28 protein-coding genes and 2 tRNA genes are annotated in these 26,561 nt (G+C 74.2%); 14 read left to right on the forward strand and 16 right to left on the reverse strand.

What is annotated here, in order from left to right; genetic code table 11:
- Positions 1-6 precede the first annotated feature (6 nt).
- The 4 genes from AKI01S_RS24665 to AKI01S_RS24680 all read left to right on the forward strand — a co-directional run bounded on the left by AKI01S_RS24665 (position 7) and on the right by AKI01S_RS24680 (position 3,441).
- Positions 7-879 (forward strand): lytic polysaccharide monooxygenase auxiliary activity family 9 protein, encoded by an 873-nt coding sequence (locus tag AKI01S_RS24665; protein ID WP_084000199.1) that lies wholly within the window; start codon positions 7-9, stop codon positions 877-879.
- Positions 864-1,430: a DUF305 domain-containing protein gene (locus tag AKI01S_RS24670; RefSeq protein WP_067822644.1), complete on the forward strand. Its 567-nt coding sequence runs from the start codon at positions 864-866 to the stop codon at positions 1,428-1,430. Before AKI01S_RS24665 ends, AKI01S_RS24670 begins: the two co-directional genes overlap by 16 nt.
- A 90-nt stretch (positions 1,431-1,520) precedes the next feature.
- On the forward strand, positions 1,521-2,588 hold the full coding sequence (locus AKI01S_RS24675) for a DUF6528 family protein (RefSeq protein WP_084000201.1): 1,068 nt from the start codon (positions 1,521-1,523) through the stop codon (positions 2,586-2,588).
- 49 nt (positions 2,589-2,637) lie between these two features.
- On the forward strand, positions 2,638-3,441 hold the full coding sequence (locus tag AKI01S_RS24680; protein WP_067822646.1) for a DUF72 domain-containing protein: 804 nt from the start codon (positions 2,638-2,640) through the stop codon (positions 3,439-3,441).
- A 13-nt stretch (positions 3,442-3,454) separates the two neighbouring features.
- On the opposite strand, the gene AKI01S_RS24685 is transcribed toward AKI01S_RS24680, so the two are convergent.
- The 3 genes from AKI01S_RS24685 to AKI01S_RS24695 form a co-directional block, all read right to left on the reverse strand.
- On the reverse strand, positions 3,455-4,921 hold the full coding sequence (locus tag AKI01S_RS24685; protein WP_067822649.1) for a response regulator: 1,467 nt from the start codon (positions 4,919-4,921) through the stop codon (positions 3,455-3,457).
- A 181-nt stretch (positions 4,922-5,102) separates the two neighbouring features.
- Entirely contained in the window at positions 5,103-5,936 is an 834-nt protein-coding gene (locus tag AKI01S_RS24690; protein WP_067822653.1) for a siderophore-interacting protein, read from the reverse strand.
- Positions 5,937-5,971: 35 nt separating this feature from the next.
- Complete coding sequence (locus AKI01S_RS24695; RefSeq protein ID WP_067822656.1) at positions 5,972-7,009, reverse strand: ABC transporter substrate-binding protein; 1,038 nt, start codon at positions 7,007-7,009, stop codon at positions 5,972-5,974.
- 130 nt (positions 7,010-7,139) lie between these two features.
- Between AKI01S_RS24695 and AKI01S_RS24700 the strand changes: the two genes are divergently transcribed.
- From AKI01S_RS24700 to AKI01S_RS24710, 3 genes are read left to right on the forward strand one after another with little or no spacing between them, the layout of a single operon-like run.
- Positions 7,140-8,189, forward strand: a complete 1,050-nt coding sequence (locus AKI01S_RS24700) for a FecCD family ABC transporter permease (RefSeq protein WP_245681763.1) — start codon at positions 7,140-7,142, stop codon at positions 8,187-8,189.
- Entirely contained in the window at positions 8,186-9,220 is a 1,035-nt protein-coding gene (locus AKI01S_RS24705; protein ID WP_067822662.1) for a FecCD family ABC transporter permease, read from the forward strand. The genes AKI01S_RS24700 and AKI01S_RS24705 overlap by 4 nt, the downstream gene beginning before the upstream one ends.
- Positions 9,217-10,032: an ABC transporter ATP-binding protein gene (locus tag AKI01S_RS24710; protein WP_067822665.1), complete on the forward strand. Its 816-nt coding sequence runs from the start codon at positions 9,217-9,219 to the stop codon at positions 10,030-10,032. The genes AKI01S_RS24705 and AKI01S_RS24710 overlap by 4 nt, the downstream gene beginning before the upstream one ends.
- Positions 10,033-10,060: 28 nt before the next feature.
- Here AKI01S_RS24710 and AKI01S_RS24715 read toward each other — a convergent pair whose 3' ends face one another.
- The 7 genes from AKI01S_RS24715 to AKI01S_RS24745 all read right to left on the reverse strand — a co-directional run bounded on the left by AKI01S_RS24715 (position 10,061) and on the right by AKI01S_RS24745 (position 18,618).
- Entirely contained in the window at positions 10,061-11,524 is a 1,464-nt protein-coding gene (locus AKI01S_RS24715) for a flavin-containing monooxygenase (RefSeq protein WP_067822668.1), read from the reverse strand.
- 67 nt (positions 11,525-11,591) lie between these two features.
- Positions 11,592-12,185: an Rv1733c family protein gene (locus tag AKI01S_RS24720; RefSeq protein WP_067822671.1), complete on the reverse strand. Its 594-nt coding sequence runs from the start codon at positions 12,183-12,185 to the stop codon at positions 11,592-11,594.
- A 139-nt stretch (positions 12,186-12,324) separates the two neighbouring features.
- Positions 12,325-13,695: a WS/DGAT/MGAT family O-acyltransferase gene (locus AKI01S_RS24725; protein ID WP_067822673.1), complete on the reverse strand. Its 1,371-nt coding sequence runs from the start codon at positions 13,693-13,695 to the stop codon at positions 12,325-12,327.
- Positions 13,696-13,899: 204 nt separating this feature from the next.
- On the reverse strand, positions 13,900-15,279 hold the full coding sequence (locus AKI01S_RS24730; protein ID WP_067822676.1) for a WS/DGAT/MGAT family O-acyltransferase: 1,380 nt from the start codon (positions 15,277-15,279) through the stop codon (positions 13,900-13,902).
- 97 nt (positions 15,280-15,376) lie between these two features.
- Positions 15,377-16,348, reverse strand: coding sequence for an alpha/beta hydrolase (locus AKI01S_RS24735; protein WP_067822680.1), 972 nt, complete (start codon positions 16,346-16,348; stop codon positions 15,377-15,379).
- Positions 16,349-16,417: 69 nt separating this feature from the next.
- Positions 16,418-17,935 carry an MFS transporter gene (locus AKI01S_RS24740; RefSeq protein ID WP_067822683.1) on the reverse strand — a complete coding sequence of 506 codons (1,518 nt, stop codon included), beginning with the start codon at positions 17,933-17,935 and terminating at the stop codon, positions 16,418-16,420.
- On the reverse strand, positions 17,932-18,618 hold the full coding sequence (locus AKI01S_RS24745) for an LppX_LprAFG lipoprotein (protein ID WP_067822686.1): 687 nt from the start codon (positions 18,616-18,618) through the stop codon (positions 17,932-17,934). The genes AKI01S_RS24740 and AKI01S_RS24745 overlap by 4 nt, the downstream gene beginning before the upstream one ends.
- 179 nt (positions 18,619-18,797) lie before the next feature.
- On the opposite strand from AKI01S_RS24745, the gene AKI01S_RS24750 reads away from it, so the two are divergent.
- Positions 18,798-18,871: transfer RNA gene (locus tag AKI01S_RS24750), tRNA-Ile, on the forward strand.
- A gap of 108 nt (positions 18,872-18,979) precedes the next feature.
- Positions 18,980-19,056 (forward strand) — tRNA-Pro (locus AKI01S_RS24755).
- 491 nt (positions 19,057-19,547) lie between these two features.
- Here the strand turns inward: AKI01S_RS24755 and AKI01S_RS24760 are convergent.
- Positions 19,548-20,312, reverse strand: coding sequence for an enoyl-CoA hydratase-related protein (locus tag AKI01S_RS24760; protein ID WP_067822689.1), 765 nt, complete (start codon positions 20,310-20,312; stop codon positions 19,548-19,550).
- Positions 20,313-20,420: 108 nt separating this feature from the next.
- On the opposite strand from AKI01S_RS24760, the gene AKI01S_RS24765 reads away from it, so the two are divergent.
- On the forward strand, positions 20,421-20,807 hold the full coding sequence (locus AKI01S_RS24765) for a DUF7715 family protein (RefSeq protein ID WP_067822692.1): 387 nt from the start codon (positions 20,421-20,423) through the stop codon (positions 20,805-20,807).
- Between the two features lie 13 nt (positions 20,808-20,820).
- Complete coding sequence (locus AKI01S_RS24770; RefSeq protein WP_067822694.1) at positions 20,821-21,117, forward strand: MTH1187 family thiamine-binding protein; 297 nt, start codon at positions 20,821-20,823, stop codon at positions 21,115-21,117.
- A 14-nt stretch (positions 21,118-21,131) separates the two neighbouring features.
- On the opposite strand, the gene AKI01S_RS51790 is transcribed toward AKI01S_RS24770, so the two are convergent.
- The 3 genes from AKI01S_RS51790 to AKI01S_RS24785 form a co-directional block, all read right to left on the reverse strand.
- The gene (locus AKI01S_RS51790) at positions 21,132-21,524 is read right to left on the reverse strand and encodes an STAS domain-containing protein (RefSeq protein ID WP_067822696.1); all 393 of its coding nucleotides are present in this window, start codon (positions 21,522-21,524) and stop codon (positions 21,132-21,134) included.
- An 86-nt stretch (positions 21,525-21,610) separates the two neighbouring features.
- Positions 21,611-22,324, reverse strand: coding sequence for a neutral zinc metallopeptidase (locus AKI01S_RS51795; RefSeq protein WP_067822699.1), 714 nt, complete (start codon positions 22,322-22,324; stop codon positions 21,611-21,613).
- Between the two features lie 93 nt (positions 22,325-22,417).
- Positions 22,418-22,978, reverse strand: a complete 561-nt coding sequence (locus AKI01S_RS24785; RefSeq protein WP_157420102.1) for a TetR/AcrR family transcriptional regulator — start codon at positions 22,976-22,978, stop codon at positions 22,418-22,420.
- 56 nt (positions 22,979-23,034) lie between these two features.
- On the opposite strand from AKI01S_RS24785, the gene AKI01S_RS24790 reads away from it, so the two are divergent.
- Positions 23,035-23,775 carry an alpha/beta fold hydrolase gene (locus tag AKI01S_RS24790; RefSeq protein ID WP_067822702.1) on the forward strand — a complete coding sequence of 247 codons (741 nt, stop codon included), beginning with the start codon at positions 23,035-23,037 and terminating at the stop codon, positions 23,773-23,775.
- A 435-nt stretch (positions 23,776-24,210) separates the two neighbouring features.
- Here AKI01S_RS24790 and AKI01S_RS24795 read toward each other — a convergent pair whose 3' ends face one another.
- Entirely contained in the window at positions 24,211-24,651 is a 441-nt protein-coding gene (locus AKI01S_RS24795) for a MarR family winged helix-turn-helix transcriptional regulator (RefSeq protein ID WP_067822705.1), read from the reverse strand.
- Positions 24,652-24,721: 70 nt separating this feature from the next.
- On the opposite strand from AKI01S_RS24795, the gene AKI01S_RS24800 reads away from it, so the two are divergent.
- The gene (locus AKI01S_RS24800; RefSeq protein ID WP_067822708.1) at positions 24,722-25,129 is read left to right on the forward strand and encodes a PaaI family thioesterase; all 408 of its coding nucleotides are present in this window, start codon (positions 24,722-24,724) and stop codon (positions 25,127-25,129) included.
- On the opposite strand, the gene AKI01S_RS24805 is transcribed toward AKI01S_RS24800, so the two are convergent.
- Positions 25,122-25,814 (reverse strand): 3-keto-5-aminohexanoate cleavage protein, encoded by a 693-nt coding sequence (locus AKI01S_RS24805; RefSeq protein ID WP_067822711.1) that lies wholly within the window; start codon positions 25,812-25,814, stop codon positions 25,122-25,124. The two genes, AKI01S_RS24800 and AKI01S_RS24805, sit on opposite strands and share 8 nt — an antisense overlap.
- 188 nt (positions 25,815-26,002) lie before the next feature.
- On the opposite strand from AKI01S_RS24805, the gene AKI01S_RS24810 reads away from it, so the two are divergent.
- A partial coding sequence (locus AKI01S_RS24810) for a nitronate monooxygenase (RefSeq protein WP_169814009.1) occupies positions 26,003-26,561 on the forward strand: 559 nt, incomplete at its 3' end.

Consider the following 26,561-nt stretch of genomic DNA (forward strand, 5'->3'; position numbering starts at 1 on the left):
GGCTCCATGAAGACCCCCGCCAAGGCCGCGCTCACGGCCGCCCTGGTCCCCGCCGCCTCGATCGCCGCCGTCGTGGCGCCCGCCGCGCCCGCCCACGCGCACGGCACCCTGTCCGACCCGCCCAGCCGCGTCTACGTCTGCAAGAACGAGGGCCCCGAGACTCCGAAGTCCGACGCCTGCAAGGCCGCCGTCGCGGCGGGCGGCACCCAGGCGTTCTACGACTGGAACGAGGTGTCGCTGCTGGAGGCGGGCGGACGGCACCGCGAGATCATCCCCGACGGCAGGCTGTGCAGCGCGGGCCGCGAGAAGTACCGCGGACTCGACCTGCAACGCGCCGACTGGCCCGCCAAGCGCGTCGCGCCCGGCCCGCTGACCGTGACGTACCACGCCAGCGCGCCGCACTCCAACAGCAACTTCGAGTACTACATCACCCGCCAGGGCTGGAGCCCGACCCAGCCGCTGCGCTGGTCGGACCTGGAGCCCCTGGCCACGTTCCGGAACCAGAACCCCACCACCTTCACCAAGTGGACGCTGAACCTCCCGCAGCGCACCGGCCGCCACCTGATCTACTCGATCTGGCAGCGCGTGGTGGGCAGCCAGGAGGCGTTCTACACCTGCTCGGACGTGGACTTCGGCGGCACCACCGGCCCGACGCCGACCCCCACGCCCACCTCCACGCCCACCTCCACGCCCACCCCGACGCCCACCCCCACGCCGACGCCGACCGGGCAGCCGGGCGGGACCTGGGCGTCCGGGACCGCCTACCAGGCCGGTGACCGCGTGACCCACGGCGGCGCGTCCTACGTCTGCCTCCAGCCGCACACCGCGATCCCCGGCTGGGAACCGCCGTCCACCCCGGCACTGTGGCGCGCGGCGTAACGCGGCGTCTCGGGGCGGCCGTCCTCGGGCTGGCCCTGCTCGCCCCGCTCGCCGGATGCGGCGGGCGGGGCGGGCGGGACTTCACCGCCGACGACGTGATGTTCCTGCAGATGATGGTCGCCCACCACGGCGAGGGCGTCCGCATCGCGCGGCTGGCCAGGGACCGCCCGGTCCGGCCGCAGGTGCGGACGCTCGCCGCCGCCATCGAGACGACGCAGGTCAACGAGATCCAGACGATGGCCGGATGGCTGCGCGAACGGCGGCAGCCGCCGACCGCCGACCCGCGCGGGCACGCCGCGCACGGCGGGATGCCCGCCTCCGGGGACCGGGCCGTCAAGGCGCTGGAGCGCGAGCGCGGCGCGGCGTTCGAACGCCGGTTCCTCAACGTGCTGATCGCCCACCAGGACGACGCGGTGCAGATGGCACGCGCCGAACTGGGCAAGGGAGGCAACGCGTTCGCGCGGGACCTGGCCGGGCGCGTCGAACGGTCCCGCACCGCGCAGATCCGGCAGATGCGCGCCTTCCTGGACCACCCGCCCGTCACCGGGTGATCACGCGGCGGTCCGGCGGGCGTCACGGCGGGTCCGCTTGGCCGCAGCAGGCTCCAGGGGCATCCTCGCTCCCGGTCCCCTGGAGGCACCATGCCGCGCCGGTTCGCGCCCGCCCTGGCCCTCGCCGCCGCCGTGGCGGCGTTCGTCCCCGCACCCGCCCACGCCGCACCCGCCGCACCCGTTCACGCCGCGCCCGTTCCGCCCACCGACCCGCTGCCGTCCACGCTGCGGACCGCGCTGGCCGCGCCCGCCGACCGGACGCAGGGCAAGGCGGTCGGCTGGGTCGTCGGCGGCGACCAGGGCGGCGACCAGATCGTCGTGCTGGACGCCGCGCGACGGCGGTGGGACGACCCCGCCGCGCGGGTGTGGACGTGGCGGCCGACCGCCGCCAACGGGTTCGGCGACGTCGCCTCCGGCTTCGGGACGATCTCCGACGTCCGGGTCCGCCGCGCGGGCGGGAGGCTGTACGTGCTGTCCGGCGACTCGGCCGGGTACATCGGCGCCGTGGAGTTCCCGTCCGGCAGGCGCCTGTGGGCCACCCACGCGGGCGGCCCCAGCAACGTCCACGCCGCCGAGCTGCTGCCGGACGGCAACATCGCCGCCGCCGCGAGCCACGGCGGATGGGTCCGCGTCTACGCCGCCTCCCAGGGGCCCGCCGCCGGCGCCTACACCGAGTTCAGGCTCAAGGGCGGGCACGGCGTGCTGTGGGACCCGCGCCGCCGCACCCTCTGGGCGATCGGCGACGACCACCTGGTCGAGCTGGAGGTCGGCGGAACGGCCGCCGCCCCCACGCTGACCGAGAAGCGCCGCGAGACGCTGCCCACCTACGGCGGGCACGACCTCGCCCCGGTGCACGGGGACCGCGACCGGCTCTGGATCACCACGAACACCGGCGTGTACCAGTACGACAAGACCTCCCGGAAGTTCCGCCAGGACTTCCGGCACGCCGCGAAGGTGAAGGGCCTGCCGCTGGTGAAGGCCGTCGGCGACCACCCCGCCACCGGGCAGGTGCTGCTGACCAGGCCCAAGCAGGGCTGCGCCACCACCTGGTGCACCGACACCGCCGAGTTCTTCGGCAAGCGGAGGTGGGACGCCACGCGGACGCTGCCGCAGGCGCAGTTCTACAAGGCGCGCTGGTTCGCGCCCGCCTACCAGTGATCCTCCGGCGGTGAGGTGAGGGCGGCCTCCTTCCGGGAAGGAAGCCGCCATGCCGATGATGGTGGGCACCTCAGGATGGTCGTACGACGACTGGGTGGGCGGGTTCTACCCGAAGGGCGTGTCCAAGCGGCGCTGGCTGGAGCACTACGCCGAGTCGTTCGACACCGTCGAGAACAACAGCGCCTTCTACTACCCGGTCGCGCGCCGCACGTTCGAGGGGTGGCGGGAACGGCTCCCCGACGGCTTCGTCATGGCCGTCAAAGCGAGCCGCGAACTCACCCACACCAGGCGGCTGAAGGACCCCAAGGAGCTGGTGGAGGGCCTGGTCGAGGCCGCGCGCGGCCTCGGCGACCGGCTCGGCCCGATCCTCCTCCAGCTCCCGCCGCGCATGCGCGCCGCTCCCGACCGCCTCGACGAGTGCCTGCGCTGCTTCCCCGGCGACGTCCGCGTCGCCGTCGAACCCCGGCACGACTCCTGGTGGACCGACGAGGTGCGGACCGTCCTGGAACGCCACGGCGCGGCCCTGTGCTGGGCGGACATGCTCGACAAGCCCGCCACGCCGCTGTGGCGGACGGCCGGCTGGGCGTTCGTGCGCCTGCACGAGGGCACCGCCGAACCGTGGCCGATGTACGACCAGGAGGTCGTCGAACGCTGGATGGACGACATCGACCGCGTCTGGCGCAAGGACGAGGACGTCTTCGTCTACTTCAACAACAACCCCGGCGGCGCGGCCGTCCACGGGGCCATCCACCTCGCGAGCCTCGCGCGGGACCGGGGCTGGGACGTCACCCGCACCCCGGCCGCGTTCCCCGAGCTCCAGCCCGCCTCCCGGGAGTGGAACACCCCCTGGTGAGGGACCGGTCCCGTCACGGGCCGAGCCGGTCGCGCATCCGGGCGAGCAGGTCGGCGGCGTCCACCGGCTTGGTGACGTGGTCGCTGGCGCCGCAGGCCAGGGACCTCTCCCGGTCGCCGGGCATCGCCTTGGCGGTCACCATGATGATCGGCAGGTCGGCGTGCTCGGGCATCGCGCGGATCGCGGCGGTGGCGGCGTACCCGTCCATCTCCGGCATCATCACGTCCATCAGCACCAGGTCGATGCCGGGGGTGCTCGCCAGCGCCTCCACGCCCGCGCGGCCGTTGTCGGCGTACACGACCTCCGCGCCGTGCAGTTCGAGGACGCTGGTGAGGGCATAGACGTTGCGGGCGTCGTCGTCGACGACCAGTACCCGGCGGCCCGCCAGGCCGCCGTCGGCGGGCGCGGCGGGCTCCTCGGCCGCCCGCGGGTCCAGCGCCGGAACCTCGTGCGGCGCCTCCGCCGACAGGTGCAGGGTGATGCGCTCGCGCAGCTCGTCGAGGCTGGGCAGCCGTTCCAGCGGGCGGGTGCGGGCCAGGCTCCGCAGCAGGTGTTCCCGGGCGGGCGGCAGCGTGCGGGCGTGGTAGGCCAGCACCGGCAGGGCGCGCAGGTCGGGGACGGCGTCCAGGCGCCGCAGGAACGCCTCGGCGTCGTCGGCGTCCAGGTCCAGCACCACGCAGCGGAACCCCTTCCCGGCCAGCGCCCGCATCGCGGCGTCGGCGCCGGTGACGGCGGTGATCCGCAGCGGCCCCCGGGCGCCGGGCAGGTCGGCCTCCACGTCGCGGGCGAGCAGCTCCAGCAGGCCCCGTTCCCGGGACTCCAGCACCAGCAACCGGCCCGGCCCGGCCGTCTCCGGCGCCCGCGGGGCGGGCACGTCGTCCAGCACCGCGCGCGGGTCCAGCGGCTCGACGCCGGCCTCCCACCGCCCGGCGTCGGTCTTCGGCCGGTCGAGGAGGTCGTTGATGAGCCGGAGCAGGTCCGACCCGGCGGAGTGGATGGTGTCCGCGTACCGGACCTGCTCGGGGGTGAGGTTGCGGGTCGGGTTCTGGGCGAGCAGCCGGGCCAGCACGAGCATGGAGTTGAGCGGGGAGCGCAGCTCGTGGCCCATGGTCGCCGGGAGTTCGCCTCCGTCCCCGGACGCGGCGGTGTCCGCCATCACGTTCACCGAGTCGGTCAGGTCCCGCCACGCCCCCGACGCGCCGGGCACGACGGCCTGTTCCCCGGTGGCGGCCTCGCTGGCCACGCGCGTCACCTCGGAGGTGAGCCGGGAGAGCCGGCCGGCCACGCCGTTGAAGACCGCGGCGATCTCGCCGGGCAGCCCGCCGCCGTCCTGGGGCAGCCGGGCGCCGAAGTCGCCGTCGTGCACGGCGGTGAGCGCCGCCAGCAGCCTCCGGAGCTCCCGCTCGGAGACGGTGTCCACGGTGGCCGGGGTGGGCGCGGCGCCGTTGATCCGGGTAGGTCTGCTGATCGTCTCGGTCATGCGACCGCTCCTTCGACGAGGGAGGCTCCCACGGACGGACAGGAAGCGTGACCCGAAAGTCACCTATGACCTAAAGCGCCGGAAGGATCTTTTCCGTCACGCGCCCCCCGCCGAACTGGACGATCCCGTCCACCCGACCCGGCGTGGCCGCCCACCCGCCGGTGGCGGCCCGCCGCTCCGCTCAGTCCTCGGAGGTGTGCGGGTCCTTGCCCTGGAGGACCTCGCCGAGCAGGTCCTCCTCGGACGCGCCGCGCCGCCAGTAGCCCATGAACCGCACGGACCTGCGGTCCATGCCGCGCTCGTTGACCAGGTGGCGGCGCAGCTTCTTCACCGTGCCGGACTCTCCCGCGATCCACGCGTACGGCGCGCCGTCGAGCGGCAGGTCGGCGGCGGGGACGGCGTCGAGCAGGGACCCTCCCTCGTCGCGGACCAGCCAGGTGACCTCGACGTCGGCCTTGGCCTCGAAGTCCTGGCGGTCGGCGGCGTGCGGGACCTCGATCCAGGCGTGCGCCCGGGTCCCGGAGGGCAGCCACTCCAGGATGCCCCCGGCGGCCGGGAGCGCCGTCTCGTCGGCGAACACCAGGATCCGGTCGGCGTCCCGCGGCGGGTTGAAGTCGACCCCGCCGTTGTCGGCGACGAGCGGGCCGATGAGCGTGACGGGGTCGCCCGGCCGGGCGGAGGCGGCCCAGCGCGAGGCCGGGCCCCCGTCACCGTGCAGGGCGAAGTCCACGTCGATCTCGCCGGGACGCTGGGCGCGGACGGTGTAGGTCCGCATGATCGCCCGTTCGGCCGGGTCCATGGCCCGCCATCGCGCGAACCACTCGTCCTCGCCCGCGTCGGCCGGGACCACCGGGGTCTCCTGGTGGGGGTGCGGCAGGAACAGCTTGAACCGCTGGTCGCGGCCGCCGGAGACGAACTCGTCGGCGCGGTCGCCGCCGAGTGTGATCCGCAGCAGCGTCGGACCGAGCCGCTCGGTCCGCAGCACGCGCAGCTCGAAGAAGTCGAAGGCGCTCATGGGGGGACGCTCCCTGTTCGGCCGGTGCTACCGGGTCAGCGGACCTTCTTGGCGGACTTGATGGTGTTGGCCAGGGCCTCCATGTTCTGGGCGCAGCCCGCCCAGGAGAACCTCGGCTCGGGGTGCCACGGGATGACCTGGTCGTTCTTGACCGCGGGCAGGTCCTTCCAGGTCGGCTTGGACGCCAGCGCCGGGGGCTGCAGCGACTGGGTGCGGGCGTCGAGCATGATGACGTCCGCGTGGTACTTGTCGGCGTTCTCCCAGCTCAGCGCCTCGAAGTAGCCGTCCTTGTCGACCTGCTGCGGCACGACGAAGTCGACGCCCAGCTCCTTGAAGTACATGATGTCGGAGTTCTTGGCCGGGCTGGAGACGTAGAAGTTGTCGGCCATGCCCGCGCCCGCCAGGACCTTCACGCCGGGGTTGGCCTTGACGGCGTCGCGGATGGCCTGCGCGGCGCGGTCGAAGCGGGCCTTGGCCTCCACGACCGGGGCGGCCTTCAGGTCCGCGCCGAGCGAGGCGGCGAGGGCGGCGTAGTTCTCGATCGCCTTGGGCAGCGGGACGCGGCCGACCAGGACGCCGGCGCTGGGCGCCACGGCGAAGATCTTGTCCTTGTGCTCGGCCGGGACGTAGAAGAGCTGGTCCTGGACGAAGATGTGGTCGACCAGCAGTTCGGGGCGCAGCGCGGCGTACTTCTCGATGTTGAACTCGCCGTAGGCGTTGCCGATGACGGTGACCTTGTCGACGTCCACGTCGCCGATCTGGGGGTCGGGCCGGCCGTTGGGCAGCTTGGCCGGGCCGTACACGCCGATGATCTGGTCGCGGATCCCGAAGTCCCACAGCGCGGCGGCGGCACCGACGTAGGCGACGACGCGCTTCGGGCGGGCGGGCAGGTTGAGCTGCTTGCCACGGCCGTCGGTGAACGTCCACGGGCCGGAGGCGGACCCCTGGCCCGCGACGGCCGCGCCGTCCTTCTCCTTCCCGCCGCAGGCCGCGAGGAGGGCGCCGACGGCGACGGCGCCACCGGCGGTCAGCAGACCGCGACGGGACAGGGAACGGGCTGCGGGGTTCGGCATTTCGGTCATTCCTTGTGACTAAACGGGGCGTGCCCATATTGATCGGTTCCGGCTTAGGTTAACCTAACCTAAGCCTTTGTCCAGTGGCGGGGCCGACCCCGGTCGCCGCCCGATGCGCGGAAGCACCAGGTTGTCCCTCACCACACACCCACCGTCGCCGTCCGCGGCGACCCGCACGGCGTCCGGTCCGCCGCGCCGCCTGACCCGTTCGGCGGGGTTGCTGGCGGCGCTGCTGGCGCTCGCCGTCGTCTCCCTGATCAGCCTCGGCGTCGGCGCGCGGCCGATGTCGCTCGGCGACGCCTGGCGCGGACTGGTCGACCCCGACGCGCCCGGCTACAGCGTCGTCCACCAGATGCGGCTGCCCCGCACCCTGCTCGGCCTGCTGGCCGGGGCGGCGCTGGGCGTGGCGGGCGCGGTGATGCAGACCCTCACCCGCAACCCCCTGGCCGACCCGGGCATCCTCGGCATCAACGCGGGCGCGGCGGCGGCGGTCGTGACGGCGATCTCGTTCCTGGGGGTGTCGACGTTCGCCGGGTTCGTGTGGTTCGCGTTCGCCGGGTCCGGCGCGGTCGCCGTCCTGCTGTACGCGGTCGGCGGCGGGCGCAGCGCCACCCCGGCGCGGCTGGCGCTGGCCGGGGCCGCCCTCAACGCCGCCCTGTACTCCTACGTGCAGGCCGTGCAACTGCTCGACACCGCCGCGCTCGACCAGATGCGGTTCTGGATCGTGGGGTCGCTGGCGTCGGCGCAGGCGTCGATCGTGTGGCAGCTCCTGCCGTTCACGCTGGCCGGGCTGGCGGTCGCGTTCCTGCTGGCGCGGCCGCTGAACGCGCTGGCCATGGGCGACGACGCCGCGCAGGCGCTCGGCGCGAACCCGGCGCGCGCCCGCGCCGTCGGCGTCGTGGTCATCACGCTGCTGTGCGGGGCGGCGACGGCGGCGTGCGGGCCGATCGCGTTCGTCGGGCTGATGGTGCCGCACCTGGTGCGCGCCCTCACCGGCCCCGACCTGCGCTGGCTGCTGCCCTACTGCGCGGTGCTGTCCCCGGTGCTGATGCTGGTCGCCGACGTGCTGGGCCGCGTGGTCGCGCGGCCGTCGGAGGTGCAGGCGGGCGTGCTGACCGTCGTCATCGGCGGGCCGGTGTTCCTGTACTTCGTGCGCAGGCGCAAGGCGGTGGCCGCGTGAGGCAGGCGGTCATCCGCGCCGCCGGGGTGTCGGGGCGGTTCCGGCCGCGCGCGCTGGTCGCGGCGGCGGGGTGCGCGCTGCTGGCGGGCGCCGTCGCCGTCGTGCTGATCGGTTCCGGCGACTTCCAGATGAGCCCCGCCGAGGTCGTGCGGACCCTGCTCGGCAACGGCGACCCCGCGCAGGACTTCATCGTCAACAAGCTGCGGCTGCCCCGCGTCGGCACCGCGCTGGCCGTCGGCGCGGGCCTCGGCCTGGCCGGGGCGCTGTTCCAGTCGCTCACCCGCAACCCCCTCGGCAGCCCCGACATCCTCGGCTTCTCCCAGGGCTCGGCCGCCGGGGCGCTGGTGATGATCGTGCTGGTCGGCGGCGGCAGCGCGGCGGTCGCGGCCGGATCGGTGGCGGGCGCGCTGCTGGCGGGCCTGGCGATCCACGCGCTGGCCGGACGGCACGGCGCGCACGGGCAGCGCCTGGTGCTGTTCGGCATCGGCGTCGCGGCGATCCTCACCGGCGTCAACGGCTACCTGCTCACCCAGGCCAAGATCCTTGAGGCGGCGCGGGCGATGGTGTGGCTGACCGGCTCGCTGGACGGCCGCGACTGGGGCGACTCGGCCCCGCTGCTGATCGCGCTGGCGGTCCTGGTCCCGCTCGTCGTGGCCGGGTTCGGCCGGCCGCTGCGGATGCTGGAGATGGGGGACGAGTCCGCCCTCGCCCTCGGCGTTCCGGTGACGGCGACCCGCGTGCTGATGCTGGGCTCGGCGGTGCTGCTGACGGCGTTGACGGCCGCGGCGGCGGGGCCGGTGTCGTTCATCGCGCTGACCGCCCCGCAGCTCGCGCGGCGGCTGACCCGCACGACCGGCCCCAACCTGACGGCCTCGCTGTGCATGGGCGCGGCGCTGATGGTCGCCGCCGACTGGCTCGCCCAGCACGCCGTCTCCGGCCGCCAGCTGCCGGTGGGCGTGGTGACGGGCCTGCTCGGCGGCGGGTACCTGGTGTGGCTTCTGGTGAGAGAACGCAAGAGCGGACGGATATGAGCGACAACAAGCAGCCCCGCCTCGTCGGCGAGGACCTGACGCTGGCCTACGACCGGCGCACCATCGCCACGGGCCTGGACGTGGCCGTTCCGGACGGCTCGTTCACCGTGATCGTCGGGCCGAACGCGTGCGGCAAGTCCACCACGCTGCGCGCCCTGGCCCGGGTGCTGCGGCCCGCCGCCGGGGCCGTGCTGCTGGACGGCGAGCGCATCGGCTCCTGGCCCGCCAAGAAGCTGGCCCGCACCCTCGGCCTGCTCCCGCAGTCGTCGATCGCCCCCGAGGGCATCACGGTCGCGGACCTGGTGGCCCGGGGCCGCTACCCGCACCAGGGACTGCTGCGCCAGTGGTCCCGGGAGGACGAGCGCGTCGTCGGCGAGTCCATGGCGGCCACCGGCGTCGCCGAGCTCGCCGACCGCTACGTGGACGAGCTGTCGGGCGGCCAGCGCCAGCGCGTGTGGATCGCGATGGCCCTGGCCCAGCAGACCCCGATCCTGCTGCTGGACGAGCCGACGACGTACCTGGACATCGCCCACCAGATCGAGATCCTCGACCTCTGCGCCGACCTGCACGAACAGGGCCGCACGGTGGTGGCGGTCCTGCACGACCTGAACCACGCCGCCCGCTACGCCACGCACCTGATCGCCATGCGCGACGGGGACATCGTCGCCGAGGGGCCTCCGGGCGAGGTGGTGACGGCGGAACTGGTGGAGAAGGTCTTCCACCTCCCCTGCCAGGTGATCCCCGACCCGGAGACCGGCACCCCGCTCATCGTCCCGGCCGCCCGCCGGCGCGCGGTGGCGTCCGCGCCCTGACACCGCGCCCGCCTCATCCGCGCCCGCCTCATCCGCGTTCCGGCGCCATGGCGTCCACCTCCGTGAACTCCTCCAGGTGCGGGACCGCGAGCATGCGGGCGTGGGACCGCGGGGTCCACGGCCACAGCTCCGGCAGGCCGTCCTTGCCGAGGTACCAGCTCCGGCAGCCGGAGGTCCAGACCGTCCGGGGGAGGGCGTCGCGCAGGGCCCGGTTGTAGCGGTCGGTGGCCTCCTGGGTGGGGGCCACCGACCGGCACAGGCCCGCCCGGTACCGGCGGACCCAGCCGCAGACGTAGTCGGCCTGCGCCTCGGCGATGGCGATGAGGGAGTAGTTGCCGATCGGGCTGTGCGGGCCCATCAGCATGAAGAAGTTGGGGAAGCCGGGGAGCGCGACCGTGCGGTAGGCGCGGGGGCCGTCGCGCCAGGCGTCCTCCAGGGTGCGCCCGTCGGGGGCGGTGAGCCTGATCGGGCGCAGGTAGGCGTGGGCGTCGAAGCCCGTCGCCAGGACCAGCACGTCGATCTCGTGCAGGACGCCGTCGGCGGTGACGACGCCCCGGGGCTCCACGTGGTCGATCGGCTCGGTGACCACGTCCACGTCGTCGCGCTGCACGGCCTCGTAGAAGCCGCGCGAGCCGATCAGGCGCTTGCACATCGGGCGGTCGGGCGGGGTGAGCCTGCGGCGCAGCCCGGGGTCGGCGACCGTCTCCAGATGGCGGCGGCAGATCCGGTCGATCAGGTCGCGCCGCCGGCCGGGAGCGACCAGGGCGCGCGCCAGCAGCGCGCTCAGCAGGGTCTCGTGGAGGCGGTAGAAGAGCCGGTCCAGGACCGGCAGGCGCCGGTGGGCGCGCCGGGTGAGGTCGGTGTAGCGGTGGTTGCCCACCGGGAAGACCCACTGGGCGGTGCGCTGGAACAGCAGCAGGCGGGACGCCCGGCCCGCCAGGGCCGTGGTGATCTGGACGCCGGTCGAGCCGGTGCCGACGACCGCCACCCGCCGGCCCTCCAGCCGCGCCCCGTGGTCCCAGCGGGCCGAGTGGAACGCCGGGCCCGCGAACGTGTCCAGCCCCGGGATGTCGGGGCGGCGCGGATGGTGCAGCACGCCGGTCGCCGAGACCAGGAAGTCGGCCTCGTCGGTGCCGCGCGTGGTGGTGACGCGCCAGCGGCCACCGGTGTGCTCGGCCGCCGTCACCTCCGTGCCGAACACGATGTGGCGGCGCACCCCGCGGGCGTCGGCGACGCGTTCCAGGTAGTCGCGGATCTCGGGGCCGGGGGAGTAGCGGTGGGTCCATCCGGGGTTCAGCGCGAACGAGTACTGGTAGAAGCGGGAGGGAACGTCGCAGGTCAGGCCGGGGTAGGTGTTGTCGCGCCAGGTTCCGCCGAGGGAGGGGGCCTTCTCGTACAGGACGAGGTCGCGCACGCCCGCGTCCAGCAGCTTGACCGCCATGCACAGACCCGACATCCCGGCGCCGACGATGACCACTCGCGGATCAGCCATGCCGATAAGTAAAGCCTGACATCGGGGAGGCGGCCAGGCGCCGGCGCGGCGGGAGGCGGGCCGGGCGTCAGAACGGGTGGTTGCGGCCCGCGTCGGCGTCCATCCGCGCCCAGGCGGCGTCCCACATCGCGTCGCGGCGGCGGTCGCAGCGGCGGCGCAGCAGCAGGTACCCCAGCAGCGACGGCGCGCCCGCCGCCAGGGCGGCGGCCACGCCCGCGTAGACCGTGTCGGTCACGGTGCGGCTGTGCGGCCGGGGCCTGGGCGCGACCCGGCCCCGCGCGTCGACCCAGATCCTGGTGGTCTGGCCCGCCCGGACGTCGCGCCAGCCCGGCAGCGTTCCCTCGCGCGCGCCGCCGTCGGGAGCGGCCCAGGTCGCCTGCACGGTCTCGTGGACGTACCGGTCGCCGCGCGAGCCGACGCCGCCGACCGCCGTCACCGTCGCGGTGACCTGGTGGCGGGAGGCGCGCTCGGCGCGTTCGGCCCGGGTGCCCGCGTCGTGGGCGAGCCCCGCGCACCACAGGGCGGCGGGCGGCGCGGCGGCCACCGTGAACAGCAGCAGGGCGAGGGCGATCCACCGCTGGATCCGGTCGATCGGCCTTCGCAGCGGATTGCGTTCCAGGCCGAGGCGCCGCCGCAGCGTCCTGCGTCCGGGGCTGCTCATCGCCGTCACCTCCCCGCAGGAAAGCGCTCGGTAAGAGGTTGTTTATCTTCTTTTTCCAGGATATTCCCGAGTGCGGAGATCGAACAGACCTCGCCGCGATCCGCCGGGACGCGGCGCGCCCGCGTCCCGGCGCCGCGGCTCACGGCGCGGCCCTCAGCAGCTCGGCGAGGCCGCCCCGCACGCCCTTGGCCAGCACGTCCAGGTCCGGCATCGCGTCGAAGTCCCCGGTGATCCCGAAATACAGCGTCCCGCAGTACGACACGATCGCGGTGGCCACCCGGATCCCGCCGGTGAGCGGCACGTACGGGTGCATCTCCAGCGCCCGGCGGCCCATCACGTACAGCGGGAAGTCGGGTCCGGGGACGTTGGTGGTGACGGTCTGCACCAGATCCTGCCGCAGCCGGACCGGCACGCGCGCGCCCAGCGACAGCAGCGCGGGCGCGACCGCCGCGTCGGTGAGCCGCGTCAACGTCCGCGTGCCCGCCGCCTGCCCGCTGCGCTTGACGTCGTCGGTCTGCTCGCGGACGCGGCGCAGCCGCTCCAGCGGGTCGGCGACCCCGGCGGGCAGGTTCACGAACACGGCCGCGACCCGGTTGTTCATCTCGCCGCGCTGGTCGGTGGCGCGCACCGACACCGGCACCGCCGACCGCACGACCGTGTCCTCGGTGAGCGTGCCGCGCGCCTCCAGCAGGTCGCGGTACCCGGCGGCCACGGCGGTCAGGACGACGTCGTTGACGGTGCCGCCGAGCGCCTTGCGGATCCGCTTGGCGTCCTCCAGCGGCGCCTGCTGCCAGCACCAGCGCCGGTGCGGGCCGATGGGGCCGTTCAGCGACCCCGCCGACGGGCTGGCGAACCGCGCGGTCGTGCGGGTCAGGCCGAGCGCGAAGTCGCGCAGCCGCCGCGCCTCCCGCACCCCGCCGAGGCCGCGCACCACGTCGCCGGTCTGCCGGACCGGCTGGGTGACGGCGCGCTGGGCGGCGTCGCGCAGCAGGCCCAGCGCCGTCGGCTCCGGCTCGGGCTCCCAGTCGGGCAGCCGGTCCGGCGGCCGGTGGTCGGGCGTCAGGTCGAACATCACCGTGGCCAGGTCCATCCCGGCGACCCCGTCGACCATGCAGTGGTGCACCTTGGCGATCATCGCCCAGCGGTCGTCGGCCAGCCCCTCCACCAGCCAGATCTCCCACAGCGGCTTGGCCGGGTCGAGCCGCTGGGCCAGCACCCGGCCCGCCAGGTTGCGCAGCTGCTCGTCGGTGCCCGGCTGCGGGAGCGCGGTGTGGCGGACGTGGTAGAGGATGTTGAAGTGCGGGTCGTCGGCCCACACCGGGCGGCCCAGGTGCAGCGGCACCGGCCGCACCCGCTGCCGGTAGCGCGGCACCTGGGGGAGCTTGGCGACGACCTGCCGGATCAGGTCGCCGTAGGAGGGCGCGGGCCCCTCGAAGACGACCACCGACGCCACGTGCAGGGGCGTGTTCTCGTCCTCCAGGAGGTAGAAGCTGGCGTCCAGTCCGCTCATCCGGTGCACGGCCTCACCGTCTTTCTGACATCGGGGGGATGGGACAGCGCGGGGGCGTCGGGGGCGCCCGCCAGGGTGGGTCGGTTCAGCCAACATCACCGACGGGTTCCTGACAAACGATCTGACTGAGGGTGTCGCGGGTTGGTGCGGCCACATCCGGTCATGGCCCGGAGAACCCCAGGTCGCCGCCCTGGCGGCCGGGCGTCAGCCCTGGGCGGCGAGCTTGACCAGGTCGTCGAACCCGCTGCGGACGCCGTCGGCCAGCACGTCCAGGTCCGGCATCGCGTCGAAGTCCCCGGTGATCCCGAACGTCAGCCGCCCCCGGTAGGAGAACACCGCGACCCCGGCGCGCACCCCCATCGCCAGCGGTACGAACGGGTACAGCCCGACCAGCTCGCGGCCCAGCACGTACAGCGGGAAGCCGGGACCGGGGACGTTGGTGACCACCGTCTGCACCAGCGGCTGCGTGCGGGTCAGCGCGTAGCGCGCGCCGAGCGCCATCAGCGTCGGCGCGAACCCCGCCAGCCTCGTCAGCGCCTCGCCGCCCGCCGCCTGGTGGGTGCGTTTCACGTCGTCCATCTGCGCGCGGACGTCGAACAGGCGGCGGCGCGGGTCGGGCTCGCCGACCGGCAGGTTGACCAGGACGCCCGACACCCGGTTGGCGAGTTCGCCGCGCTGGGCGTCGACACGGACCGAGACCGGCACGAGGGTGCGGACGATGGTGGTCTCCGCCAGCTCGCCCCGGCCCTGGAGGAGCTCGCGGAAGCCGTTGGCGACGGCCGCCAGGATCACGTCGTTGACCGTCCCGCCGAACGCCTTGCGCACCCGGCGGATCTCGTCGAGGTCGGCGTGGACCCAGGACCAGCGGCGGTGCGGGCCGACCGGGCCGTTCAGCGAGCCGGCCGCCGGGCGCGCCAGCCGCCCCACCACGCGCGGGACGTCCAGGCCGAGCGTCCGCAGCGTCCGCGCGCTCAGCGCCGAGCGCGCCATGCGCGGGACGTCGGGGGCCCGCCGGACCGTCTCGGCGACCCGTTCCCGGACCGTGCCCGTCAGCAGCGACAGCCCCGAGGGCCCGTGCTCGGGCTCGGGCAGCTCGCCCGGCCGCGGACGGTCGGCGTCCGGGCTCAGGTCGAACAGCTTGGTCAGCAGGTCCACGCCGCCGACCCCGTCCACCACGCTGTGGTGCACCTTCGAGATCGCCGCCCAGCGTCCGCCCTCCAGGCCCTCCACCAGCCAGATCTCCCACAGCGGCTTGCTCAGGTCCAGCCGCTGCGACAGCACGCGGCCCGCCAGGTTCCGCAGCTCCTCCGGCCCGCCGGGTTTCGGCACCGCCGTGTGCCGGACGTGGTAGAGGATGTTGAAGTGCGGGTCGTCCACCCACACCGGGTTGCCCAGGTGGAACGGGACCGTGCGGACGCGCTGGCGGTAGCGCGGGATCTCCGGCAGTTTCGCGAGGACCGCCCGGACCACCTCGCCGTAGGCGGGCGCCGGGCCTTCGAAGACCGTCACCGACGCGATGTGCCAGGGGGTGTTCTCCGACTCGGCGAAGTAGAAGGTCGCGTCCAGACCGCTCAGCCGCTCCATGTCCGCACCGTCCCGGATCGTTGGGGGAGTGCAGGGTGGCTTCCCGATAGACCTCCGGCTAATCGGACGAAAAGTCGAAATGTCCGGGTGTGGTCGTTCAGGCGGCGACGGTCCCGCTCGCCGCCCACGCGTCCTCGGTGTGCTGGCGGACGAACGCGCCCGCCTCGTGGATCGCCGCCAGCCCCTCCGGGACCAGGTCGGCGAACACCTGGAACACGTGGACCTGCTCCTGCCACACCTGGAGGCGGCACGGCACGTCGGCCGCCGCGAGCCGTTCGGCCATCAGCTCGGCGTCCGGCAGCAGCATCTCGGTGGACCCGACCTGGATCAGCACCGGCGGCAGGCCGGCGAGGTCGGCGTTCACCGGGGAGATCGCCGGGTCCAGCTCCTCGGCGCCCTCGGTCAGCATCCGCGCCAGCTGCCGCACCCGCCGCGCGGGCAGGTACGCCTCCAGCCGGGCGTTGGCGTGCGCGACCTTCGACTCGTGGTCCAGGTCCGTCAGCGGCGCGAACGCCACCAGCGCCGCCGGGGAGGGCAGCCCCTCCCGCATCGCCTCCAGCGTCGCCGCGAACGTCAGGAACCCGCCCGCCGAGTCGCCCGCCACGACGATCCGCTCCGGGGCGAACCCCTGCTCCAGAAGCCACCGGTAGGCGTGGACGCAGTCGCGCACCGACATGGACAGCGGGGCGGCGGGCAGCTGCCGGTAGGCCACCGACAGCACCGGCACGCCCGACGCCGCCGACAGCCGCGCCAGCATCCGCCGGTGCGTCCGCAGCCCGCAGGAGAAGAACCCGCCGCCGTGGAAGTACAGCACCACCCGGTCGTCCGCCACCCGCGGGGCCCGTACCCACTCGGCCCGGACGTCGGCGAGCCGCACGCCCTCGACGTCCGCCCAGCGGGGCGCGGGCAGCACCACCGGCGAGGCCAGGTCGATCGTGCACGCCGGCCGCAGACCGGCCCGGGTGAGCGGCCACAGCCTCAGCAGCGGAGCGACCGTCAGCCTCAACCCGCGCGCGGCCACCCGCGCGCGGATCGTCGTGCCGGGCCGTTCCTCGATCACGGGGTCCATCAGTGACCTCCCGAGGCTTGTGACCAAGCAGTCAGTACAGCGACTCCGGTCAGCCTGCGGCCCAGGTGATCAACGTGTCAAGAGATGTCCGGGTGATGAAGCAGACGTTTCGGACGCGTTATCACGGCCCGACAAGAACAGCGCGAGGAATGCTCCGAGGACGCACAGACCCGCCGTGATCCAGAAGATCTCCTGGTACTCGGTGCGCAGCGCGTCCTGCACGGCGGCCTTGTAGTCCGCGAGCGCCCGCGCGAACTCCTCCTTCTCCATGAGGAACGGCAGCGGCGGTCTCAGGTCGGCCGTCAGCGAGTGGAAACGGTAGAACCCCCACCCCGACAGCGCCGCGATCCCGAGCAGCATGCCCATCATCCGCGCCACCACCACGGCCGCCGACGCCACCCCGTGCCGCGCCGCCGGGACGAGCCGCAGCACCGCCGACGACACCGGGGCGATCACCAGTCCGAGCCCCAGCCCCGTCACCGCCAGGTCGACGTCCATGCGGGGGAGCGGACCGTAGGAGGCGCCCGCCGGGTCCCGCGGCCAGGCCGCGATCAGCAGGTAGCCGACCGCCGCGACCGCCATGCCCACGGCCGTCGGCAGGCGCTCGCCCGACCGCCACGCCCACACGCCGCCGAGCACGGCCCCCACCGGCAGCGCCACCAGGAACCACATCAGCATCAGCGTGGCGTCCACCGAGTCCTTGTTCAGCAGCGTCTGCGCCACCAGGACGACGTCGACCAGCGTCGCCATCAGCGCCGCGCCCGACAGGAAGCTCACGCCCAGCGTCGCCAGCAACGGCCGCCGCCGCGTCCCCGCCAGGTCCAGCAGCCGGGTCCGCGTCCGGATCTCCCAGACCACGAACGCCACCAGCGCGACCGCCCCCGCCGCCACCGCCGGCACGCCCCAGGGCGGCAGCACCGACTCCTCCGGCTCGGGGTTGTAGAGGCCGCCGACCAGCAGGCCCAGCCCCAGCGCCAGCAGCAGGCCGCCGACGACGTCGACGCCCTGGCGGTCGCGCTCCGGCCGCCCGCCCGGCACCGTCAGCTGGACCGCCACCATCGCGGCCGCCGTCAGCGGGACGTTCGCCCAGAAGATCCACCGCCAGTCGTCGACCAGCCACACGACCGCCAGCCCGTACAGCGGTCCCAGCACGATCCCGAGCTCCTGCGCCGCGCCGACCGCGCCCAGCACCAGCGGGCGCCGCCGCTCCTCCCACAGGTCCCCGGCCAGGGCCATCGTGACCGGCAGCAGCGCGCCGCCCGCCGCGCCCTGCACGACCCGGCCGGCCGTCAGCAGCGCGACGCCGTCCGCCCACGCCGTCACCACCGACCCGGCCGCGAAGACGACCAGGCAGACCTGCAACAGCGGACGCCGCCCGAACCGGTCCGACAACTGCCCGAGCAGCGGCATCGCCGCCACGTACCCGAGCAGGAAGCCCGTCAGCACGGGGGTGATCCGCTCCAGGCGGTTCACCGGGACGTCCAGGTCCCGCACCACCGCGATGAGGATCGAGGCGATCACATAGGCGTCCAGGGCCGCCAGCAGCACCACGCCGCCGCCGGCCCCGAGCGCCGCCCGCCGGCTCACCTCGGCGCGGAGATCTTGTAGGGGGCGTCGAACTCGGTGAAGCCGATGGTCACCGCGCCCTTGCCGCCCTCACCCGGGATCACGCCGCGCACCTTCACCAGCCGGTGGTCGGCGGTGCTCACCCACACCTGCCCGTCCAGGTCGGAGGTGATCCCCGGCACCAGCCCGCCGATCGCCGCCTGCGGCAGCCGCACCTTCACCCGGACGGCGTCCCTGCCGTTCACCTTCTCCACGGCCTCGGACTTCGGCGACTGCACCGAGGTCAGCAGCTTGGCGATGCCCCGCTGCGGGTCCAGCACGGCCGACGGGTCGTACACCCGGGAGGCCAGTGCCTTCGGCAGCCGCTGCCACCCGCCGGTCACGTACTTGATGTAGAAGGTGTCGCCCAGCGCCACCACCCGCATCTCGGTGCCCTGCCCGGCCTGCTCGATCCGCAGGGTGCCCTCGGCGTCACCGTTGCGGAGCAGCTTCAGGTCACCGCCCTGCACCATGATCGGCGGCTTGTCCTCGGTGGCCAGCGTCAGGCCGACGCTCTTGAGCCCCGCCATCGCCTGCGACGCCTTCTGCAGCGTCTGCCCGGCGTCCGGCAGCGGCCCGGAGGGCTTGCCGCCCCCGCCGTCGCACGCCGTCACCACGACCAGCGCGACGAGAGCCTGAACCAGAACCACGAGACGTCGAGACATAGCCGGGACCCTACCGACCGGTCACCGCGCGAGTGAATCGGTACCAGGTATGACACCGCCCCCTCCGAGGGATGAGATCTCCGCCGGGCCGCCGTCGCGGTGGCCCGCGACGGAGCCGCCCCGCTAAGATGACCGGCGGCATGCCCCGTCCGCCGACCGGCCACGGGAGCGGGCCGATCGGGGCGGTAGCTCAGCCGGTCAGAGCAGTGGACTCATAATCCATCGGTCGCGGGTTCGAGTCCCGCCCGCCCCACGAAGCAGGATCCGGCGTTCGCGTTCCCCCGGGCCGCGGCACGGTGGCGGGCGAAACCGCCGGGGAACTGCGCTAGAGTAAGCACGCCCGCTCGACGAGGGCGGGCACCGGGACGTAGCGCAGTTTGGCAGCGCACTTGACTGGGGGTCAAGGGGTCGTGGGTTCAAATCCCGCCGTCCCGACCAGGCGTTGAGCCAGGTCAAAAGGGCTTCGGATGACCATCCGAGGCCCTTTTCGCTTTCCCGGAACCGCCGGGACTCGTCGGAACGGCTGCGGGCCGAGGCGTCGCGCGGCGACTACGCGTCGATGGCCCGGTTGGCGCGGGCACTGTACGAGAGCGGCCTGGGCCCGCGCGAGGTGGTGCGCGAATGTTATGGCGTCGACTTTCCCGAGGAGCTCTTCGCCCTCGTCGACGCCGGGCCGTGGTCCCCGGATCTCCTGGCGTACTTCACCGACCAGCCCTGGCGGTCGGCCGTACCGCCCGAACTCGGCGGCCCGCCGGACGGCTACGAGGAACCGGGGCGCCGGATCGGTGCACCCCTCCGAGATCGAGGACATGCGCGAATGCGTCGAGCCGCTGCGGGGCCTGGTCCGGAAGGTGGACGGACGGCGGTGAGGCCAGGTCAGGGTCCCCGCCCTGGATGGAGGCGGGGCCCTGGTGTTCTGCGGGGCCGGGTCAGGCGGGCCAGTCGGGGTGGCGTTTCTCCAGGAACGCCGTCATTCCCTCCTGGGCCTCCGGGGTCTGGCTCGCGGCGGCCATGACCTCGATCGCGTAGGTGTAGGCGTCCTGTTCGGGGCGGTCCAGCTGGGCGTACATGGCCTGCTTGCCCAGGGCCTTGCTGCGGGGGCTGCCCTGGGTGGCGCGGGTGAGCAGGTCGTGGACGGCCTTGTCCAGGTCCGCGTCCGGCACCGCGTAGTTGATCAGGCCCCACTCGGCGGCGGTGCGCGCGTCGATGCGGTCGCCGGTCAGCGCCAGCTCCATCGCGCGCTTGCGGCCCACGTTGCGGGCGATCGGCACCATCGGCGTGTGGCAGAACCAGCCGCCCCGGCCGCCGGGGGCCGCGAACGCGGCGGACTCGGCGGCCACCGCCAGGTCGCAGGTCGCCACCAGCTGGCAGCCCGCCGCCGTCGCCAGCGCGTGGACGCGGGCGATCACCACCTGCGGAACGCTCTGTACCGTCCGCATCAGGTCCGTGCAGGTCTGGAGCAGGTCGCGGACGTCGGCGTGGGAGGCGCCCGCCAGGTCGGCGAAGTCGTGCCCCGCCGAGAAGACCGGCCCCTCGGCGGCCAGGATCACGCCGCGCGCGTCGGTCTCCGCCACCTCGGCGAACGCCCGGGTGAGGTCCTCCAGGAACGCGCGCGACAGCGCGTTGCGGCGGCGGGGCCGGTTCATCGTGATCGTGGTGAACGCGCCGTCGCGTTCGATCAGGACATCGCTCATGGCGCGACGGTATGCCAGGCGGCGGGTTCGCGCACGTGTCGCCGGTTTCGCCCGTGAAGTGTCGTAGGGGCGGCGTACGGTGGGGCCCGTCAAGGGAAGGGGCACGCCTTGAAGCTGCTGACCGCGACGAGTGTGACGCAGGGGTACCGGGACAACGACTTCGACTGGTGCGTCGAGGGCGAGCTCGTGCACATCGGGGTCGTCTGCGCGCGGGACCGCGACGACCCGGACGGGGGCTGCGGGTGCGGCCGGTCCTTCGCTGGGCTGAACTCGCACCGCGCGACGACGACGGCGATGGTGCGGGAGGTCCCGGGGTTCACCGAGGACGACTATGTGGAGGCGATCCGCAGCAGCCTGGAGCAGCAGGGCTACGACCCGTCGTTCGCCGAGCACGAGGCGGCCGGGCTGCGGACGCTGGTGCGCGAATGGCCGGTGGGGGCGATCGTCGAACGGCGGCTCAATGAGATCGTGGTGAGGCAGGTGGTCCAACCATAGAAGGAGGGTCGTCGTGCTGGTCGCGTTCTCGGTGACGCCGCTGGGCGTGGGGGAGGGCGTCGGGGAGATCGTCGCGGAGGCGGTGCGGGTCGTGCGGGCCAGTGGCCTGCCGAACCGGACCGACGCGATGTTCACCACGGTCGAGGGCGAGTGGGACGAGGTCATGGCGGTGGTGAAGGCCGCCGTGGACGCGGTCGCCGAACGCGCGCCGCGGGTGAGCCTGGTTGTCAAGGCGGACGTGCGGCCCGGCGTGACGGGGGCACTGGACACGAAGGTGGAGACCGTGGAGCGGTATCTGGCCGGGGAGTAGCCCGGGGTGCCCTGTCAGGTCCCGTCGAGCCAGGCGCGGATCTGCGCGTCGGTCGGCGGGATCAGGCACCACAGCGCCTCCTGCCGGGAGGAGCACAGCGGGACGCGTTCGTGCAGCCGCAGCAGCCGGAACATCTTCACGGTGAACGGCCGCACCCCCGTGACGGCCAGGCCCGTGCCGCGCTCGGCGCAGTACCGCGCGGTGGACTCGACCAGCCGCAGCCCCGCCGCGTCGAGGAACGTCACCCCGGCCAGGTCCAGCACCAGGGGACGCGCCGCGGCCTCGACGAGCGCGCGCAGGCGCGTGCGGACGGCCGGGCAGGTGAGACGGTCGAGCTCGCCGCGCATCAGCACGCCGATGTGGTCGTGGTGGTCGGTGACGTCCATGACGACGGCGGTGTCCCCCATGGCTGCCCTGCCTCCCGTGTGCCGGTGACATAACAGCATCGCGCGAACACTCTGGGTTGCCAAGTCCATGGCGGAACACGGTCTGGTCAGGTCGTCCGGAAACAGGCGCTGACGCCGCCGTCGCCGCCGCGTTCGAAGAACCGCAGCCGCTCGGCGGCCGAGCCGTGGTCGCCGGGCTTGGTCCACGGCACGTCGTCGCCGATCACGCGGAACGAGCGGACGATCTCCTCCTCGTCGCCCGCCTCGAACCGCACCGCCCCGTCGGCGGCGGCCCCGTACAGGGTCGCCCCGGCCAGGCAGTCGGCCTGCAGCTCGGCGGCGGGGGACACCAGGTCGCGGCGCAGGCGGTCCTGGATCGCGTGGCCCCACTCGTGGGCGATGACCAGGTACACCCAGGCGTCGCCGCGCGCGTAGCCGTTGCGCATGAGGGTGATGTCCCAGGCGACGTAGTCCCCGGCGGGGCAGTAGGCGGCGTTGTTGCGTTCCAGGGGACGGTCCCCGCACATCGGGGTGGTCGCGGGGTCGCGGCCGTTGTAGAGGCCGACGACGGTGGGCGGCCGGTACGCGCCGGTGAACAGCTCGGACCAGTGGCGGGCCCAGAAACCGTTGACGACCTGCTCGGCGGTCCTCAGGTCCTCGCGGAACTCCGGGTCGTCGAGCGTCTCCTCCATCATGATCCTCGGCGCGGTGGAGCCGCGCGGGGCGGCCCCGGCGGGCGCGATCTCCAGGTCGCAGGCGGCGGTGGCCAGCAGCGTGAGGCCGAGAGCGAGGGCGGCCGGCAGCCGCCTCGGGAGGTGCATTGCCGTCTCCGTCATGTCGGGGGATACGCATGACGGCTCTCGATATGCCCAGTCGCCCGCGAAAAAGACGGCCCCGCGGGTGACGGTGGCCTGTCAGGCGCGTGAGGCGCCGTTCAGGACGGTGTCGACCAGCCGGGCGGGCAGGTCGTCGTCGGCGGGCAGGCCCCGGAACACCACGCGCACCCAGAGCGCCCCGGCGAGCAGGTCCATCAGCAGGGCGGGGTCGGCGCCGGGGGCGAGCTCACCGCGCGCGGCGGCGCGGTCGAACACGGCGCGTTCGCGGGCGAGGCGGTCGGCGAAGAACGCGTGGGCGTGCCCGGCCAGCTCCGGTTCCCCGGCCGCCGCGCCGAGGAACGCCACGGCGATGTCGGCGGCGGGCGGCCGGGTGAGCAGGTCCAGCACCCGCCGGGTGAGGGCCTCCAGGTCGCCGCGGAGTGAACCGGTGTCGGGAACGGCCAGGTCGAGGGGGGTGCCGTGGGTGAGGGCCGCGCCGAGCAGCGCGGCCTTGGACGGCCACCAGCGGTAGATGGTCGTCTTGTTGACGCCCGCGCGTTCGGCGACGCCCTCGACGGTCAGGCCCCGGTAGCCGTGGGCGGCGAGGAGTTCGAGGGTGGCGTCGAAGATCTGCTGCGCTCGGCGGGGTCCACGGGTCACGGGAGCCAGCCTAACAGCATTGCAACGCAACGTTGCGTTGCACTAGCGTGCCGGGCATGGAGCACTCACCATCCCTGCCGGTCGTCCTCGTCCACGGGACCCGGGTCAGCGGAACGATGTGGCGTCCCGTCGCCGACCTCGTCGGCGGCGCGGTCGCCCTGCCGGACCTGCCCGGGCACGGGCGGCGGCGCGGCGAGCCGTTCACGATGGACGGCGCGGTCGCGGCCGTGGCCGAGGCGGTCGACGGCCTGGGCGGCCGGGCCCTGGTCGCCGGCCTGTCGCTGGGCGGGTACGTCGGCATCGCGGCGGCGGCCCGGCACCCCGAACGCGTCGCCGGACTGGTGGCCGTGGGTTGCACGACCGTCGCGGCCGGTCCGACGGCCGCCGTGTACCGGACGATGGCGGGCCTCGCGGCCCGGGACCCGGAACGCGCGAACCGGCTCGGCGCCCGCGCGTTCCGCCGGACGCTGCCCGCCCCCGCCGCCGCCGCGATGGTGGCGGGCGGCCTGTCCAGCGAGGTGTTCCCGGGGGTCGTCGCGGAGGTGGCCACCCTGGACCCGCCCGCGCTGCTGCGCGCCTACCCCGGCCCGGTGTGGCTGGTCAACGGCGAACGCGACCACCTCCGCCGCGACGAACGCGCGTTCCTGGCGGCCTGCCGCGACGGCCGCCTGGCCCTCGTCCCCCGCCGAGGCCACATCTCCGTCCTGGCCGAGCCCACCACCCTGGCCCAGATCATCCAGGACGCGAGAACCATCGCAGAACGAAACGACCCCCGCCCGGCCACGCCCCACCCCTGACACCGAACCACGGACGACACGACACCTCCCGCGGGAGGCGGGCCCGCTGAGTCCAGGCCCGCGTGACACGGGACGACTTTCGCGGGGTGGCTGGTCGTCGCTCATGTTCGAGGTGGGTCTCGCTGAACCAGGGCCGCGACATACGACGCGTCGCCCTTGGTGGGGTAGGGCGTTGATCGCCTGGTCGCTCTCCGTGTCTGGCGCCGATGCGTGGGCGGCGCGATGCCTTTCGTGGGAGGTGGGTCTCGTTGAGTCCAGGGCCGCGTGACACGTACGGCATGTGGCCCTTGGTGGGGTAGGGCGGTGTCCGCCTGGTCGCTCTCCGTGTCTGGCGCCGATGCGTGGGCGGCGCGGCGCCTCTCGTGGGAGATGGGCCCCGCTGCATCCGGGGCCGTGTGACGCGTGCGGCCGGTTCTCCTGATGGAGTCGACGTGGTCAGTCGGTGGGGGTCAGGGTTTCCTCGTGGGCCAGGCGGTGGAGGGCGGTGGCGGTCTGGCGGAACGTCGGTTCGCCCAGTAGGGCTCTCAGTTCGGCGTTGAAGCGGTCGATCTCCGGCTGGGCCGCGCGCAGGGTGGCCGCGCCGTGGTCGGACAGGCGCAGGGTCACCGCGCGGTGTTCCCGGGGGTGGGGGCGGCGGATCACCAGGTCGGCGGCGACCAGGCGGGTGACCAGGGCCGTGACCGCCGACTCGCGCAGGCCGAGGATCCGGGCCAGCCGCTGCTGGGTGATGTCCGGCTCGTCGTGGACCGCGAACAGGGCGCCCAGCTGGGCGGTGGTGACCCCGGCGGCGGCGCGGCAGCGGCGGTCGGCCGCGAGGCGCAGTCGGTGCGCGGCGCGTTGCAGGGAGAAGTAGAGGCGCTCGTCGGGCTCGGCCATGGCATCGATGTTGACAGACGGAGGCCGGAAACGGCATTCTCACTTCACTAGTGAAGTGAGAGGTGGAGGCATGGCCGATCTGGAGTTCGCGCGAAAGGCGCTTGAGGCACAGCCGTTCAGCACGCTGCTCGGGACGCGCCTGACCGAGTTCGGCGACGGCGCGGCGACGCTGGAGCTGGACGTCCGGGACGAGCTGCGGCAGCAGAACGGCTTCGTGCACGGCGGCGTGCTCGCCTACCTCGCCGACAACGCGCTGACCTTCGCGGCGGGGGCGGCCGCCGGGACGAACGTGGTCACCGCCGGGTTCACCATCGACTACCTGCGGCCCGCCGTCGGCGCGACGCTCCGCGCCCGCGCGGGCGTCGTGCGGGCAGGCCGCAGCCGGGTGGTGTGCCGGTGCGACGTCCTCGTGCTGGACGCCGAGGGCGCCGAGACCCTGTGCGCCGTGGCGCAGGGAACGGTCTCGGTCCTCAGCTGAGGAGCGCCCGCGCGGCGTTCACCAGGGCCGTGTTGTCCGGGGCGGGGGCGCCGTCGGGGAGCAGGAGGGTGTCCTCCAGGCCGATGCGGGTGGACAGGCCCAGGCGGGCGGCCAGGCGGAGAACGGGCCAGGCGCCGCCCTCCTCGCCGTGCAGCAGGATCGGGCGGGCCACCGGGGCCAGGTCGGTCAGCAGGGATTCGGCGGTCCCGGGGGCCGTGGCCGGGTCGGTGTCGGTGACCTCGGCCAGAACGCGCAGCACCCGGTCCGCGCGCGGCCAGGCCAGGAAGCGCGCGGCGGCGTCGGTGCCGGAGAACAGGCCCGCCTCGACGCCCACGCCGCGTTCCAGCAGGGCCTCGGCGACCAGGTCCGCGCCGTCCTCGTGCCAGTTGACCGACGCGTGGTCCGGCAGGACCGTCCAGGAACGGACCAGCGCGGCGCGGCGGGCGGGGTCCGGTTCGATCCAGGCGGCCGTGGTGACGCCGACGGCGACGCCGGGCGCGGCCGCGCGGACGGCGGCGACGGCCTCCGCGACGTGGGCGGGCTCCATCGTCTCGGCCCCGTGCGCGTCGCGGGGGTGGAGGTGGACGTCGCCGAGGCCGGACGCGCGGACGGCCGCGGCGAGCCGGGGCGGGGTGTCGGGGACGTGGGCGGCGGTCCGGCCGCCGTTCGGGCAGAGCTGGAGCATCGGAAGGTGGGCCTCCGGGTCGTGTCGGGCGGGTCGGTTTCGATCTTTCCTCGGAGGAAGTCTGCCCAGGGATCGCCGTTCAGTCCGGGTTTCGGCATCGTCGCAGGTCACGAGCGCTCGTCGTGGAGTTGGCGATCGCGTCCGGCGGGGTAGGGGCTCTGGGAGGAGCCGTTGAACGGGGGGCAGCGATGTTGCGGACGGCGTTCACCCGGCTTGTCGGCTGCGAGGTTCCGATCCAGCTGGCGCCGATGGGCCTGCTGAACACCCCGCGGCTGGTCGGCGCGGTGACCGGGGCCGGGGGCATGGGCATGATCGCGATGCCGCGCGCTCCCGCGCGGGCGGTCGTCGACGCGCTCGACGCCTGCGCCGCCCACGCCAGGGGCCCGTTCGGGTTCAACGTGCTGGTGCCGTTCCTCGACCTGGAGGTCCTGGACGCGGCGGCGGCGCGCTGCCGGTACGTCGACTTCTACCACGGCGCCGTCGACCCCGCGCTGGTCGAGCGGGTGCACGCGGCGGGCGCGCTGGCGGGCTGGCAGGTCTGCGCCGCCGACCAGGCCCGCGCGGCGGCCGACGCCGGGTGCGACCTCCTGATCGTGCGGGGCGCCGAGGGCGGCGGCCGCATGTACGGCTCGCGCGGGCTCTGGCCGCTGCTGTCGGAGGTGCTGTCCGCGGTCGACGTCCCGGTCCTGGCCACCGGCGGCATCGCCGACGGGCGCGGCCTGGCGGCGGCGCTGGCGGCCGGCGCCG

The sequence above is a fragment of the Actinomadura kijaniata NBRC 14229 genome, from assembly GCF_001552175.1.
Lineage (GTDB): Bacteria > Actinomycetota > Actinomycetes > Streptosporangiales > Streptosporangiaceae > Spirillospora > Spirillospora kijaniata.